At 68.8% G+C, this 14992-nt stretch carries 11 protein-coding genes; 2 read left to right on the top strand and 9 right to left on the bottom strand.

Features of this window, described 5'->3' with window-relative positions:
- Positions 1 to 7 precede the first annotated feature (7 nt).
- The 8 genes from ACT6SE_RS21700 to ACT6SE_RS21665 all read right to left on the bottom strand — a co-directional run bounded on the left by ACT6SE_RS21700 (position 8) and on the right by ACT6SE_RS21665 (position 8362).
- Entirely contained in the window at positions 8 to 2077 is a 2070-nt protein-coding gene (locus tag ACT6SE_RS21700) for a tetratricopeptide repeat protein (RefSeq protein ID WP_444811058.1), read from the bottom strand.
- 56 nt (positions 2078 to 2133) lie between these two features.
- Positions 2134 to 3123, bottom strand: coding sequence for a YheT family hydrolase (locus tag ACT6SE_RS21695; protein WP_046427777.1), 990 nt, complete (start codon positions 3121 to 3123; stop codon positions 2134 to 2136).
- 52 nt (positions 3124 to 3175) lie between these two features.
- Entirely contained in the window at positions 3176 to 3967 is a 792-nt protein-coding gene (locus ACT6SE_RS21690) for a lysophospholipid acyltransferase family protein (RefSeq protein WP_046427762.1), read from the bottom strand.
- Between the two features lie 118 nt (positions 3968 to 4085).
- Positions 4086 to 4520, bottom strand: coding sequence for a hotdog fold thioesterase (locus ACT6SE_RS21685; RefSeq protein WP_014035502.1), 435 nt, complete (start codon positions 4518 to 4520; stop codon positions 4086 to 4088).
- A 10-nt stretch (positions 4521 to 4530) separates the two neighbouring features.
- Positions 4531 to 6588: a phospholipase D family protein gene (locus ACT6SE_RS21680; protein ID WP_046427759.1), complete on the bottom strand. Its 2058-nt coding sequence runs from the start codon at positions 6586 to 6588 to the stop codon at positions 4531 to 4533.
- Positions 6585 to 7202 carry a YceI family protein gene (locus ACT6SE_RS21675; RefSeq protein WP_014645483.1) on the bottom strand — a complete coding sequence of 206 codons (618 nt, stop codon included), beginning with the start codon at positions 7200 to 7202 and terminating at the stop codon, positions 6585 to 6587. Before ACT6SE_RS21675 ends, ACT6SE_RS21680 begins: the two co-directional genes overlap by 4 nt.
- A 4-nt stretch (positions 7203 to 7206) precedes the next feature.
- On the bottom strand, positions 7207 to 7683 hold the full coding sequence (locus ACT6SE_RS21670) for a SixA phosphatase family protein (RefSeq protein WP_014035499.1): 477 nt from the start codon (positions 7681 to 7683) through the stop codon (positions 7207 to 7209).
- 49 nt (positions 7684 to 7732) lie between these two features.
- Entirely contained in the window at positions 7733 to 8362 is a 630-nt protein-coding gene (locus tag ACT6SE_RS21665) for a ParA family protein (RefSeq protein WP_005420986.1), read from the bottom strand.
- Between the two features lie 123 nt (positions 8363 to 8485).
- Here ACT6SE_RS21665 and ACT6SE_RS21660 point away from each other — a divergent pair, with 123 nt between their 5' ends.
- The gene (locus ACT6SE_RS21660; RefSeq protein ID WP_014645482.1) at positions 8486 to 9970 is read left to right on the top strand and encodes an AAA family ATPase; all 1485 of its coding nucleotides are present in this window, start codon (positions 8486 to 8488) and stop codon (positions 9968 to 9970) included.
- Positions 9971 to 10442: 472 nt separating this feature from the next.
- Here the strand turns inward: ACT6SE_RS21660 and ACT6SE_RS21655 are convergent, their stop codons facing one another.
- Positions 10443 to 11078 (bottom strand): tetratricopeptide repeat protein, encoded by a 636-nt coding sequence (locus ACT6SE_RS21655; RefSeq protein WP_046427754.1) that lies wholly within the window; start codon positions 11076 to 11078, stop codon positions 10443 to 10445.
- 169 nt (positions 11079 to 11247) lie between these two features.
- Here ACT6SE_RS21655 and ACT6SE_RS21650 point away from each other — a divergent pair, with 169 nt between their 5' ends.
- Positions 11248 to 14934: an indolepyruvate ferredoxin oxidoreductase family protein gene (locus ACT6SE_RS21650; protein ID WP_046427751.1), complete on the top strand. Its 3687-nt coding sequence runs from the start codon at positions 11248 to 11250 to the stop codon at positions 14932 to 14934.
- Positions 14935 to 14992 lie beyond the last annotated feature (58 nt).

The following is a 14992-nucleotide window of genomic DNA, read 5'->3' as shown; positions in this document are numbered from 1 at the left end:
CGTGTCCTCACTCTTCCGGATAACCCAGGCGCACCGCGATCGGGGTGAGCTTGGCGAAGGCGGCGCTCATCACGTCGCGGTAGTTGCGCCAGTGGCCCGGCGGGAAGCGCGGCGCACCCAGTTGCGCGGCTGGCGGCATCGGCCGCTCGAACAGGCGGCCCAGCAGTTCGGCCATCGCCTGCGGATCGTTGCCGATCTGGTCGATGCGCAGCAGCACCTGCGGGTACAGATCGTCCTCGTGCAGGGCGGCGACCTGGGCCAGCGCGCGCGCCAGCCATTCGCTGGCTTCGGCCAGCGAGGTCATTGCCAGCGGTGCGGCGGCACCGTAGGCCACCCAGTCCAGCAGCATGTCGCGCGGATCGCGCAGCACCACCAGCAGGCGGCCCTGCGGCAGCTGCGGGCGCAGCGCCCACAGCAGCGCGTTGTCCCACCACAGCAGCCAGTCGATGATCGCGTCGTCCTGCACGCCGCGCGACGGCAGCTGTTCGCGCCAGCGCTGCACCAGCCGCTCCGGGGTCAGCACGCCCGAGGCAAGGTCCTGCAGCGTGTGGTAGTTCTGGAACGCGTCGTCGGGTGCGTTGGAGGTATAGCGGTCGCTGCGCAGCACCGGGCTGGCGGCGGCCAGGCCGGTCGCCACGCGCTCCACGCCCGAACCCGGCGCGCCCCACAGGAAGATCGGCGCGGAAGTGGCATCACCGTCGATCTCGCCCTTGTCCGGCCAGCTCGGCGGCGCCTTGGCCTGCGGCGGCAGCGGCAGGCGCTGCGGTGCCTGGTCGGCCTGCAGTGCCAGCCAGGTCTGCAGCGCGTCTTCGTGCTGCCCGGCGCGATCCTGGATCTCACCCAGCCAGGTGCGCAGGTCGGCGCGGTGGCCTTCCGGTGCCATGTCGATCAGCGCCTGCACGCGGGCGACCGCGGCGGCCGGATCGCGCTGCAGCAGGCCTTCGACCAGGCGGGTTTCGCCGCTGACGCGGCCCGGTTCGAGGTTGACGATGCGCTCGGCGATCGCTTCGGCCTGGGCGTGTTCGCCCACCATGTCGTGCAGGCGCAGGCGCGCTTCCAGCGCCGGCAGGTGGCCCGGCATCGCGTCCATCCAGCGCTCGACCGTGGCGGCGGCGGTGGCACTGCCGACCTCTTCCACCGCCAGGCGTGCCAGCCACAGGTCGTGCAGCTGCGGGTGCTGCTCCAGGGCGGCATCCAGGCGTGCGCGGGCCTCGTCTTCGCGGCCCAGGCGCTGCCAGGACATCAGCAGCAACTGCAGTACGTCGCGGTCGTCAGGCAGCGATTCCAGCAACGGCAGCAGGTGCTCCAGCGCCTGCAGCGGCTGGCCGCTGCGCAGTGCCAGTTCGCCGGCCAGGCGTCGCATCGATGGCGTATCCAGGCCCTGCTGCTGCAGCGCGATCTGCATCGCTTCGGCGGCAGCGTCCAGGTTGCCCTGGCGCATGGCCAGCTGCACCACCAGGCCATGCAGCGAGGCGATGGTCGGGTTCAGTTCCAGCACGCGGCGGAACGCCTGCTCGGCGAAGGCCAGCATGTTCTTGCCCAGGTAGGCGAAGCCCAGTGCGTAGAGCACGCGAATGTCGTTGGGCTGGGCCTGGTTGGCGGCCGACAGCAGCGTCAGCGCGCGATCGGCATCATCGCGGCGCAGCGCGATCATGCCGTCGATGGTCAGCAGTTCCGGGTGGCCCGGTTCGACACGCGAGGCCAGGGTGGACAGGCGCTGCGCTTCATCGAAATCGTTGCGGCCGATCGCCAGGTGGGCCTGCATCAGGTAGGCAGCGAAGGCGTTCGGGTCCAGCCCGGTGGTGCGCGTCAGTGCTTCGCCAGCGCCGTCGAACTGGCGCAGGGCCAGCAGCAGGCCGGCGTGCTGCAGGTGCAGCTGGGCATTGTCCGGGGCCAGCTGCAGCGCCTGCTGCAGGGCCTCCATCGCGTCCTCGGCCTTGCCCTGCTGCTGCAGCGCAAGCGCCAGCCAGCGGTGGGCCTCGGCCTGGCCGGGTTCATCACGGGTCCACGCCTGGGCCAGCTGCACGGCCTGGTCGGCCTCGTTCTGGCGCAACGCTTGGATGATCTGGTCTTGCATGGCGGTCCGGTTCAAGGGCAAACCCGCATTGTAGCGGCCTGCGCGCCCGTGCCGGTTCAGCCTTGCAGCACGCGCTGCAGGCGCTGCGCAACCCAGCGCTCGGAGAAGCCGTCACCGCGCCAGTTTTCCAGGAAGCCACAGTGGCCGCCCCAGCAGGCGGTTTCCAGGTGCGCGTTGCGCGGCAGCTGCCAGTCGCTGAAGGTCGCGTACGGGATCACCGGGTCGTCCTGTGCCATCAGGATGTCGGCCGGCACCTGCAGCGAGGACAGGCGATCGCCGGCAATCGAGTAGCCGTCGAAATAGGCCTGCAACGAGCCGAAACTGGTGTGGCGCTCGACCAGCCAGGCGGTCAACGCGCGGATGTCCAGCTTCAGCACGCGGTCGTCGCAGTCGCTCAGTTCGGGGAACAGGTCGCGCTTGCGCCGCAACGAACCGGCCCACTTGCGCCGGAAGTACCAGTCGTACATTGCCGGGCCGTTCTCGATGCTCTCCATGGTCAGCGCCGGGTCCAGCACCGGGCATACCGAGGCGACGCGCAGCAGCGGCACGCCGGCCGCCGGCGCACGCAGGGCCAGGCGCAGCACGAAGTTGCCGCCCAGCGAGTAGCCGGCGGCCACCAGCGGCAGCTGCGGCCAGCGCTGGGCGATATCGCCTGCGGCATGCACCACTTCGTCGATCAGGTTGGAGTGGAAGATGCCGGGGTTGAGGTGATGGGTATTGCCGTGGTCGCGGAAATTCAGCCGCACCACGTCGAAGCCCTGTTCGAGCATGCGCGCGGCCGCCATGCGCATGTAGCTGGATTCGGCACTGCCTTCCCAGCCGTGCAGCAGCAGGGCCATGCCCTTGGGTTCGCGGCCTTCGACATGGCTGTGCCAGCCCTGCAGGCGCACGCCGTCGCCGCCGTCGAGGATCAGTTCTTCGCTGATCGCGCCGGTCGCGGCCAGCAGCAGCAGGCCGCGCTGCAGGCGCATGCGGCTGGAGCTGAGCATCGACTGCAGGTGCGGATTGCGCAGCCAGCGCGGTGGCTGGTAGTCAGCCGCGTGCAGCGTCGGCGTGCCGGCGTCCAGGACGGGTGGCGGGATCAGGGCCACCGCACCCTCACTGCGTGCTCATGGCCGCCACGATGCGCGCGCGCGACGTCTCCGCGATGCGCCGACGGCCTTCCAGGTCCTGCGCACCGATCGGTGCCAGGAAATGCACTTCCGCACGCCGCGCCGGCTCACCGAGCAGGCGCAGGAAATTGGCGAAGAAACTCTCGCCGGGGCCGAACGCGACAATGGTCTGCGCGTCGCCCTTGAGCCCGTACACCAGAGCCACCGGCTGCACCGGCACGCCGGTCTCAACCGCCGCCTGGAAGATGCGGGCATGGAACGGGCCCACTTCGTGGCCACCGCGGGTACGCCCTTCCGGGAACACGCCCACTGCCTTGCCTTCGCGCAGGCGATCGGCCATCACCTGCATCACGCCACCGAGCGATTCGGTGTTGCCGCGCTGGTGGAAGATGGTCTGCCCGCGCGAGGCCAGCCACCCGACCAGCGGCCAGCTGGCGATCTCGCGCTTGGCGACGAAGCCCATCATGCGCTGGCTGTGCAGGATGCAGATGTCGACCCAGCTGACGTGGTTGGCGACGAACAGCACGGCGCCGGGCAGCGGCCTGCCGATCTGCACCAGGCGGAAGCCGAAGATCCACATCAGCCCGCCCTGCCACCAGTTGACCACTTTGGCCCCCAGGGTCGCCTCGCCCACGCGCAGTTCGCCCCACGGCCGAAGCATGCCGATCAGGATGAGCGGCAGGAACACGACGATGTGGACCAACAGCAGCGGTACGCGGTACAGGTAACGGCACACACGCGCCACGCCGCCGCGGGGGGCCGGAGTGGGGGAAGTCATCCGCGCACGATACCGGAGGGCCGTCATCGCTGCCAGCCGATTTAGGCCATAACACCCATCGACCGGGGCAATCGGCAGGGAACGCTGGGTTCCGCTGCCGTCACCGCCCGTCCGGGGCTCAGCCGTGGCCGGCCGCCACCACCGCCAGGGTCAGCCGCGAGATGCACACCAGCCGGCCCTGCTCGTCCTCGATGCGGATCTCCCACAGCTGGGTGCTGCGGCCCACGTGCAGCGCGCGGGCGGTGCCGGTGACCGTGCCCGAACGCACCGCACGCACGTGGTTGGCGTTGATTTCCAGCCCCACGCAGATCTGCTTGGCCGTATCCACGCACAGGTTGCCCGCGCTGCTGCCCAGAGTCTCGGCCAGCACCACCGACGCGCCGCCATGCAGGATGCCGTAGGGCTGGCGGGTGCGCTCGTCCACCGGCATGGTGGCCTGCAGCCAGTCGTCACCGGCCGCGCTGAAGACGATGCCCAGCGACGCGATCGCGGTGTTGCGGCTGAGCGTGTTGAGCTGCTCGAGGGAAACGGCTTCGCGGAACACCTGGGTCATGCGGGCACCTTCAGAGGATGGGAACGAGGCCGGCGCCGAATGCGGTCAGCATGCGTACCAGCAGCCACTTCGGACCGACATTGACCTCGGGGAAATCACCCACGGCGACATAGCAGCGGTGGAAGCCCGGGTCCTGCCGGGGCAACGGCTGCGGGCAGTCCGGGCCGGGCTTGAACTCGTAGTCGGTGGCATAGCGCCACGGCCAGAAGTCGAGGATCGGCAGTGCTTCGGAGGCCTTGCCGACGCTGTAGTTGAGCCCGGACAGCACCGGCGGCTTGGCCCGCGGCGCCACCGTCCACGAGTTCTGCGGGTGGGTGTCGCGCAGGATGCTCTCGGCCAGCTGCTCGGCGAAGGCCGGGTCATCGATGATCACCGCGCCTTCGGTGTTGTAGTTCTCGCTGCGCGGGTCGAAGTTGTGGGTACCGACCACGCCGATGCGGCGATCGACCACCAGCGACTTGGCATGCAGGCCCATGCGCGCGCCCTTGCGGGTGACCGGCAACGGCTTGTTGACCGCCTTGCTGCCCAGGAACGAGGGCCGGGTCTCGGTGCGCAGCAGGCGGGTCTCGACCTCGCTGCCGGCCGCACGGCGGCGCTCGCGCGCTTTCTGGTAGGCACTGCCGGTGCGCGGATGGTTCACCGGCCCCTGCTTGCCGGTGGGTGCCGGGTGCTCATCGCGATCGCGACGGTCGCCGGCATTGCTGCCGGCAGCACTGCCGCCGATCAGCGGGTTGCGCCCGCCGTCGTCGTCGCCTTCCGGCGCGGCGATCGGGTCGGGCAGCAGGTTGCGGTAATCGACCGGTGCATCCAGCGGGAACGGCTTGTATTCGAAGATGTTGAAGCCCAGTTCGCGCATGTTGCGCCGCTTGTACTTGTACGACAGCGCATAGACGATCGGGTTGTCGGTCGCCGCCAGGCTGTTGCTGGACACCACCACGCGCGGCGGCTGCGGTCGCTTGCGCAGCTCGCGGAACAGCTTCTGCGCCGGTTTGGACAGCACCAGGTACGGCGTCTGCAGGATCACTTCCTTCTGCGCGCCGACGATCAGCGCATCCAGCTGCGGCTCGGTCACGTGCTGTCCGGCCAGCGGCGCATCGGCCTTCTCGCGCCGGTGCTTGCGCGGCAGGTCGGCGACATAGCGCACCGAGGCCACCGGCAACGCGGTATCGACGAAGGAACGGCTGACGAAGTCCATGTCATTGGCTTCGGCACTGACCCGCTCCACCCGCTCGGGGCGGCGGAAGCTGGCCGGCGGCAGTGTCGGCACGCCCTCGCGCAGCAGGGTGCGGCCGACATCGTTCAGGCGCTCGGCCGGCACGCTGCGCCTGGCGCGCCAGAAGGCATCGAAGTTGGCCGCCATCGCCCGCGCCTCCGGGCCGGCGATCAGCACGTCGCGGTCGCGGAAGTTGTACTCGCGGTCCCAGTCGTAATAGTCGTCCTGGTAGTTGCGGCCGCCGACCACGCCGATCGCATCGTCGATCACCAGCAGCTTGTTGTGCATGCGCTGGTTGAAGCGGCGGAAGCAGCACAGCACGCTGCCGGCATAGTCGAAGTAGTTCAGCCGGGCCTTGCCGAAGGTCGGGTTGTAGACCCGCAGCTGGAAGTTCTGGTGCGCGCCGGACAGGGCGCCGAGGATCTGCAGGTCGGAGATCGCCGAGAGCTGGTCGATCAGCACCCGCACCTTCACCCCGCGCCGCGACGCGGCCAGCAGCTCGTCGATGACCAGCCGGGCACTGTCGTCCTTGTCGAAGATGTAGGTCTGCAGGTCGATGCTGCGGGTGGCGCTGCGCAGCAGGTTCAGGCGCGCGACCAGGGCGCCCTCGCCCTCGTCGAGCAGGGTGGCGTAGTGGCGTGGCTGTTCCGGGGTGGATTCGGTGAACGCCCGGCCCGCCAGCGCACGCAACGGCGAGTCCTGCGCGCAGCGGTCGGCGCGCTGGCAGTCGACGTCGGTCGAGCGCGCCTGCACGGCAATCGCTTCGGCACGGTCACGCTCGGCATGCGAGAGCGATGCACAGCCGCTGCCCAGCAACACGGTTGCCAGCGCCAGTACGCGCAGCAGGAGGTTCACGGTTTCGGCGCCTCGCTCAGGCGCGCACGCAATACGAAGGTCACTCGGTCACTCAAGGCTAGCTGCCAGCTGTCCATTCCGTACCGGCCTCGCTGCACGGTACCGCGGCTGACGACGTCGCAATCATAGCCGGGTCGGGCGCACTCCGCCTTCTCGACCTGCAATGACTCGGGGTGGCTGATGCCGCGCAAGGTCAGCCGGCCGTTGATGGCGCCGCCCTGCTCCACGGTCTCCGGCCAGTAGGGCAGCGAGTCGAACTCGACCACCGGATGGCGCCCGGCATCGAAGAACTCCTCGCCGCGCATCCAGCCGGTATAGCGCGCCTTGCCGGGGATCTCCACCGAGCGGGTGAACATCTTCAGGTGCACCTGGTGACGGCCGTCGGACAGGATCTCGATACGCCCCTCGAAGTGCGGGAACACGCCTTCGATGCGCTGGCCGAAGCGGGTGCGCACCTCGAAGCCGATCCGCGAGCGCTGGGTATCCAGGCGCAATACCCGTGGCGCCTCGGCGGACACGGGCGGCAACGGGGTCGGTGGGGGCGCCGCGGCCCAGGCCGGGCCGAGCGCCAGCAACGCGGGCAGCAGGAAGCGGCTGCGCCGCGCCAGGCTCATCGGATCACGGCCACCAGAACGCGTTCAGGCTGGCCACGCCGGGTTCGATCGAGGCCTCGCGCGGGAAGCCAAGCACGGCCACGCCGCCCGGCGGCATGCCGCGATAGTCACTGCTGGTGCCGTCGGTCATCAGGGCCACCAGCTGCTCCAGGCCCGGGTTGTGGCCGACGATCAGCACCCGGTCCAGGTCACGACGCTCGTCCACCAGCGCCGCCAGGGTGCCCGGGGTGGCTTCGTAGATCCGGTCTTCCAGGCGCTTTTCGACATAGCCGATGGCCGTCATCACCGCTTCCAGGGTCTCGCGGGTACGTCGCGACGGCGAGCACAGCACGCAGTCGGGCAGCAGGTTGTTTTCCTTCAACCACTTGCCGGCGGCTTCGGCCTCGGCGAGCCCCACCGGCGACAGCGGCCGGTCGAGGTCGGCCTGGCCGGAAACGGCGGGTTCGGCATGGGCATGGCGCAGCAGGATCAGTTCACGCATCGCGGGTTTCCATGGAGAAGAGGATGCAGCAGGAGAAGTGAGGCAGGCATCAAAGCTTGAGCCAGGACAGCAGCGGCTCCCAGTCGGCCTGGTGTTCGCGCACCTGGGCGGAGCGATAGTCGAACAGGCTGCGGCCCAGGCCGGTCATGACCACGTAGCTCTGGCTGTCACGCAGCTGCGCGACCACCGGGTATGGCCATTCGGCCAGCATCTGCAGCGCCTGCTGCGAGGTCTGGGTCCAGGGTTTGGTGCGGTTGAGGACCAGCCCCACCGGCAGCTTGCGGCTGTGCACGCGCGGGTTCTGGGCCAGGCTGTTGAGGAAGCCGACGATGGCTTCGATATCCAGCGCCGAGGGCAGCACCGGCACCACCACGGCGTCGGCCGCGTCCAGGAAATGGGGGATATCGTCGGCCAGCGCACCGGCCGGTGCATCGATGATGACGGTATCGGTACCGTCGGGCAGCTTCTGCGCCCACTGCTTCTTCCGATACACATCGATGGGGAGCACCGCGCTTTCCAGCCCTGCACGCCGTTGTGCCCAGCGGGTGCTGGAGCCCTGCGGGTCGGCATCGGCGATCACCGTGGCCTTGCCCTGCAATGCCGCGTACGCGGCCAGGTGGGTGGCGACGGTGGTCTTGCCCACCCCGCCCTTGGAACCGGCCACCAGGATCGTCTTCATGCCAGCCTCGCTTCCGGGTACGTGCCCCGAGCGTACACCGGCGGTGGTGACGGGAGGTAGCACCGTGCTGAACCAGTGGCCATCGCCTTTGCTATCGTGGCGCCCCCGAAGGATCGAACCGGCATGAGCGAACTGCAGGACCTGAGCGCACTGATCCGCGCCAATACCCCCCTGATCGTGATCGAGACCCAGGATGAGGCCCGCATCGTCGAGCTGTTCCGGCAGACGCTGATGCACGTGTGGCGGGCCCTGCACCGCTGGTCCATCACCGAGGGCCTGCGTCGCATCGACCTGGACCGCGAGGACCCGCCGGTCGGCCCGCCCGATGCCAGCGCCGCCCTGCAGATGATCCGCCAGGCCGATCAGCGGGGTGTCTACCTGCTGCTCGATTTCCACCCCTACCTGGGGTATGCCAGCCACCAGCGCGCGCTGCGCGACCTGATCCAGCGCCGCCATAGCGAGCCGCATGTGCTGGTGCTGATCGGCGCCAAGGTCGAGCTGCCGGCCGAGCTGGAGGCCCTGGCGGTGCGCTTCAACCCGCGCCTGCCCGATGCCAACGCCCTGCTGAAGATGCTGCGCGAGGAGGCCGACGCCTATGCGCGCGAACACGGCGGCCGCCGTGTCGAGGTCGACAGCGAGGCGGTGAAGAAGATCCTGAAGAACCTGCAGGGCCTGAGCCTGGTCGATGCCCGCCGCATCGCCCGCCAGCTGATCTACGCCGATGGCGCGCTGCGCGACGACGACCTGCCGCAGCTGGCACGGCTGAAGTTCGAGCTGCTCAACCGCAGCGGCCACCTGTTCTTCGAGCATGACAGCGCGCGCTTCGGCGACGTGGCCGGTGCCAACCGGCTCAAGCGCTGGATCAGCCAGCGCCGGGTGGCCTTCATCGCCGGCTCGGCACCGGCCGGCCTGGATCCGCCGCGCGGCATGTTGCTGCTGGGCGTGCAGGGCTGCGGCAAATCGATGCTGGCCAAGGCCACCGCCGCCGGCTTCGGCGTACCGCTGCTGCGCCTGGACGTGGGCGCGCTGTACAACAAGTACCACGGCGAGACCGAGGCCAACCTGCGCCAGGCGCTGGCCTCGGCCGAGCAGCTGGCGCCCTGCGTGTTGTGGATGGACGAGATCGAGAAGGGCCTGGCCAGCGGTGGCGAGGACGGTGGCGTATCGCGCCGCGTGCTCGGCTACCTGCTGACCTGGATGGCCGAACGCAAGGCGCCGGTCTTCATCGTCGCCACCGCCAACCAGGTACACGAGTTGCCGGCCGAACTGCTGCGCAAGGGCCGCTTTGACGAGATCTTCTTCGTCGACCTGCCCACGCCTGAGGTGCGTGTGGAGCTGCTGCGGCTGCACCTGGGGCGACGCCAGCTCAACGGCGACGACTTCGCGCTGCCGGCGCTGGCGGCCGCGGCCAATGGCTTCTCCGGCGCCGAGATCGAGCAGGCGATCGTGGCCGGGCTGTATGCGGCGCACGCCGAAGGCCGGCCGTTGGATACCGAGCTGCTGATGAACGAGATCCGTGCGACGCGGCCGCTGTCGGTGCTGATGGCCGAGCAGGTAGAGGCATTGCGGGCATGGGCGTCGGGGCGGACGGTTTCCGCGGACGATTGAGGGGTTCCGGCGAACGGCGCAGCCCCTCGTGGCTGGTTGCTGAAAGCAACAGCTGCGGTTGGCGATCAGCCACGTGGAAGAAAGAAAAAGAGCAGAAGCAAAAGCAAAAGCGGTTGGCTGGCTGCTCTTGAGGCCCTGGGGTCAGATCCGTTTTCCAGAGGAAAACGGATCTGACCCCAGTTCGATTTCTATCCCTGGCAGATCTCATCCACGCATGGCATGGACCTACCGTGTCGACCAAGGTCGACACCTACCAACAGCCGCCGGAACCTGTCGAAGGCGGGGCACTGTGGGTTTGCGGGGTGTGAGCCGCATGGATGCGGCGACCAAGCCCCCATGGATGGGTTTACGGCGGCCCCGCAAACCCACAGTGCCCCGCCATCCCGCAGGAAGCCCGCTGTTGCTTCGGCTGCTGCAGTTGCTCCAGCCGTTGCCTCTGCGGGTGCCGGGTGCAACCCGGCCGCCCCCTCCCTCAGGGCCAGGCCGGCGGCGCGGCCGCCCAGGCCTGCTGCACTTCCGCCAGCGAGGCGCGCTCGTCGTCACGCCACAACGGCAACAACTGCGCAAAGCGGCTGCTGTCGCTCCATTGCGTCGGCTCGGTACGCACCGCTGCGGCATACCACTGCACCGCCTCCTGCTTCTGCCCGGCCCGCCACAGCGCCAGCGCATAGGTGGGTGGCAGCCAGCCCGGCTTGCTCAGCGAACCACCGGCAGCGGCCTGCCATTGCTCCAGGGCGGCTTCGGGCTGGCCCTGACGCAGCAGGTCCCAGCCGTAATTCCAGCGCACGCTACGGCCCAGGCTGCCCTGCACCGGCGCATCCTTCAGTGCTTCGCGATACAGCTGTTCACCCAGCTCGGTGCGGCCCTGCGCAATGGCCACCGACGCCAGCTGCACGGTGGCCTCCACGGTACGCCGGCCGCGCTCGCGCTGTTTGAGCAGCTGCGCCACCAGCGCATCCCCGTCGGACTGGACCACGATCATGGGCACGGCGGCCGCATCGCTGTCGAAGTAGAACTCCTGTGGTGCCGGCACCGCCGGCGCGGCCCACACGGGGGCCGTTCCCGAGACCAGCAACATGCTGCCCAGGATCTTTGCTGCAACTGACATCCCTTCTCCCCAGGCCGCAACCGCAGCCTCCCTCTCTCTCCCCGATCCTAACCCCAGCATGGCCGCCGGCGCGAGTGCCGGGGCGGTCGGGCCTCGCTGCTACAATTCGCGCCTTTCCCGCCGCGTGCCTGCACGCGGCCGGTGCCAGCCGATCCTGACCGGGCCAGCCATGACCAGTACCGCGCAACTCACTTCGCCCTCTTCCGCCGACCTGATCGACCGTGACTACACGCTCGACCACAAGTACACCCGCAACGAGGGGCGGATCTACCTGAGTGGCGTGCAGGCGCTGGTGAAACTGCCGTTGATGCAGCGGCTGCGCGACGCGCACGAAGGCATCGACAGCGCCGGTTTCGTCAGTGGCTACCGTGGCAGCCCGCTGGGCGGCTTTGACCTGGAGCTGTGGCGCGCGCGCAAGCACCTGGACGCGGCCAAGGTGAAGTTCACCCCCGGCCTGAACGAGGACCTGGGCGCCACCATGGTGTGGGGCACCCAGCAGACCAACCTGTTCCCCGGCGCCAACGTGCAGGGCGTGTTCGGCATGTGGTACGGCAAGGGCCCAGGCGTGGACCGCTGCGGCGACGTGTTCAAGCACGCCAATGCCGCCGGCACCTCGCGCCATGGCGGCGTGCTGGCGCTGGCCGCCGATGATCACGCCTGCCGCAGTTCAACCCTGCCGCATGGCAGCGAGGACGAGTTCGTCAGCGCGATGATGCCGGTGCTGAATCCGGCCGGCGTGCAGGACATCCTGGACATGGGCCTGCTGGGCTGGGCGATGAGCCGCTATACCGGCCGCTGGGTCGGCTTCAAGACGATCGCCGAGACGGTGGAATCGTCGGCCTCGGTCGAGGTCGATCCGATGGCGCGCCGCATCGTGCTGCCGGAAGACTTCGAGATGCCGACCGGCGGCCTCAACATCCGCTGGCCGGACCCGCCGCTGGACCAGGAAATGCGCCTGCACCGCTATGCGGTGAAGGCCGCACAGGCGTTCGCCCGCGCCAACGGCATCGACAAGGTGGTGATGGATGCGCCGCGCGCGCGGCTGGGCATCGTCACTACCGGCAAGAGCTACCTGGACGTGCTGCAGGCGCTGGAATACCTGGGCCTGGACGAAGCCGCGTGCGCCGACATCGGCATCCGCGTGTACAAGGTCGGCATGACCTGGCCGCTGGAGCCGCAGGGCATCGCGCGCTTCGCGCAGGGCCTGGAAGACATCATCGTGGTGGAGGAGAAGCGTGCCTTCATCGAGCGCCAGATGAAGGAACAGTTCTTCAACTGGCCGGCCAGCTGGGGCCAGCGCCCGTCCATCGTCGGCAAGTACGATGAAAGCGGCGAGTGGATCCTGCCGTCCACCGGTGAACTTACCCCGGCCACCATCGCCGGCGTGATCGGTCGCCGCATCCAGAAGTTCTTCAACAACGCATCGATCGAGCAGCGCCTGCAGTGGATGCAGGAGAAGGAAGCCGAACTTGCGTTGCCGCGCGCCAGTTTTCCGCGCGTGCCGCACTACTGCTCCGGCTGCCCGCACAACACGTCCACCAACGTGCCGGAAGGCTCGCGTGCGCTGGCCGGCATCGGTTGCCATTACATGGTGACCTGGATGGACCGCAGCACCGATACCTTCACCCACATGGGCGGCGAAGGCGTGACCTGGGCCGGGCAGGCGCCGTTTACCGATACCCCGCACGTGTTCCAGAACCTCGGCGACGGCACCTACTTCCACAGCGGTTCGCTGGCGATCCGCCAGGCGGTCGCTGCCGGCGTCAACATCACCTACAAGATCCTCTACAACGATGCGGTGGCGATGACCGGCGGCCAGCCGGTGGACGGCCCGCTGAGCGTGCCGGACATTGCAAAACAGATGCGTGCCGAGGGCATCCACACCATCGTGGTGCTGTCGGACAACATCGGCAAGTGGACCGGCCAGCGCGAGCACTTCCCCAGCGACGTCGAGTTCCATGACCGCAGCGAGCTGGACGAAGTGCAGAAGCGCCTGCGCGAAGTGAAGGGTGTTTCGATCCTGATCTACGAACAGACCTGCGCCACCGAGAAGCGCCGCCGCCGCAAGCGCGGCAAGCTGGAAGACCCGCAGAAGCGGGTGCTGATCAATTCGCTGGTCTGCGAAGGCTGCGGCGACTGTGGCAAGAAGAGCTTCTGCGTGTCGGTGCTGCCGAAGGAAACCGAGTTCGGGCGCAAGCGCGAGATCGACCAGTCCAACTGCAACAAGGACTATTCCTGCGTGAACGGCTTCTGCCCGAGCTTCGTCACCGTGCACGGTGGCCAGCCGCGCAAGGGCAGCAAGCGCGATGCGTCCACGCTGCTGGACAACCTGCCGGCACCGACCCTTCGCGACAGCTTGGAACAGCCCTGGAACATCCTGATCACCGGCGTCGGCGGTACCGGCGTGGTGACCATCGGCGCGCTGCTGGGCATGGCCGGCCACCTGGAAGGCAAGGGCGCGACCGTGCTCGACCAGACCGGCCTGGCGCAGAAGGGCGGCGCGGTGACCACGCATATCCGCATTGCCCGTCGCCCTGAAGACATCCACGCCGTGCGTATCGCCGCCGGTGAGGCCGACCTGGTGCTGGGCTGCGACATGGTGGTGGTCAACGATTACTGGGCGCTTTCGAAGGTGCGTGCCGGCCGTTCGCAGGTGGTGCTGAACACCTACGAAGCGATGCCGGGCACCTTCACCACGCGCCCGGACATGCAGTTCCCCGCCGCCGACATCATCGCCGGCGTGCGCGTGGCACTGGGCGGCCAGGAACCACTGCTGCTCGATGCCACCCAGCTGGCCACCGCGCTGCTGGGCGATGCCATCGCCGCCAACCTGTTCATCCTCGGCTACGCCTGGCAGCAGGGCCTGGTGCCGCTGTCGTTCGACTCACTGATGCGCGCCATCGAGCTCAATGGCGCCGCCGTGGCGATGAACCAGCAGGCCTTTGCGTGGGGCCGCCTGGCCGTGGTCGATCCGCAGGCCGTGCAGCAGGCCGCCGGCCTGGTGCGCAACCGCCACACCGATGCCGAATCCACCCCGGGCCCGCTGCATCCGCTGCCGCCAGGCGAGTGGGAGGGCAATGAATGGGGTGCCACTGCGGCACCGCGCAACACCGGCGACGAACGCGAACTGCGCGGCCTGCCCTCGCACGGTGGCGACGTGGCGTTCCTGCCGCTGGATGACGCCCGCCTGTCGCGCTCGCTGGATGAAATGATCGAGCGCCGCGCCGCGTTCCTGGTCGAGTACCAGGACACTGCCTACGCCAACCGTTACCGCCGCCTGGTCGAGCGCGTGCGCACCGCCGAAGCCGAGCGCATCGGCGGCTCCACTGCGCTGACCGAGACCGTGGCCCGCTACCTGTTCAAGCTGATGGCCTACAAGGACGAGTACGAAGTGGCCCGCCTGTACACCAGCGGCGACTTCCAGCGCCGCCTGCAGCAGCAGTTCGAGGGCGATTACCAGCTGCGCTTCCACCTGGCGCCGCCGCTGTTCGCCAGGAAGGATGAGCAGGGCCGGTTGCTGAAGAAGGAATACGGCCCGTGGATGTTCAAGGCCTTCGGCCTGCTGGCCAGGCTGAAGTTCCTGCGTGGCGGCCGCTTCGACGTATTCGGGCGCACCGCGGAACGCCGCATGGAGCGCAAGCTGATCGGCGATTACGAGGCCACCGTGCAGGTACTGCTGGACGGCCTGGATGACGACCGCCTGGCCCTGGCGGTGGAGATTGCCAGCATCCCCGAGCACATCCGCGGCTTCGGCCACGTCAAGGAAGCGCATTTCGAGCAGGCCAAGGCGCGCGAAGCGGCCCTGCTGGCGCAGTGGCGCAATCCGAAGGCGCTGCATATCGTGCAGGTGGCCTGAAGGGAGTGCCGGCCGCTGGCCGGCATTCATCCCGGCAATCGGTTGCCGGCCAGCGGCC

The sequence above is a fragment of the Stenotrophomonas sp. LC732 genome (genome assembly GCF_052446685.1).
Classification (GTDB): domain Bacteria; phylum Pseudomonadota; class Gammaproteobacteria; order Xanthomonadales; family Xanthomonadaceae; genus Stenotrophomonas; species Stenotrophomonas muris.
The sequence above is the reverse complement of the archived record's forward strand: the minus strand, read 5'-3'. Positions and strand labels throughout refer to the sequence as shown.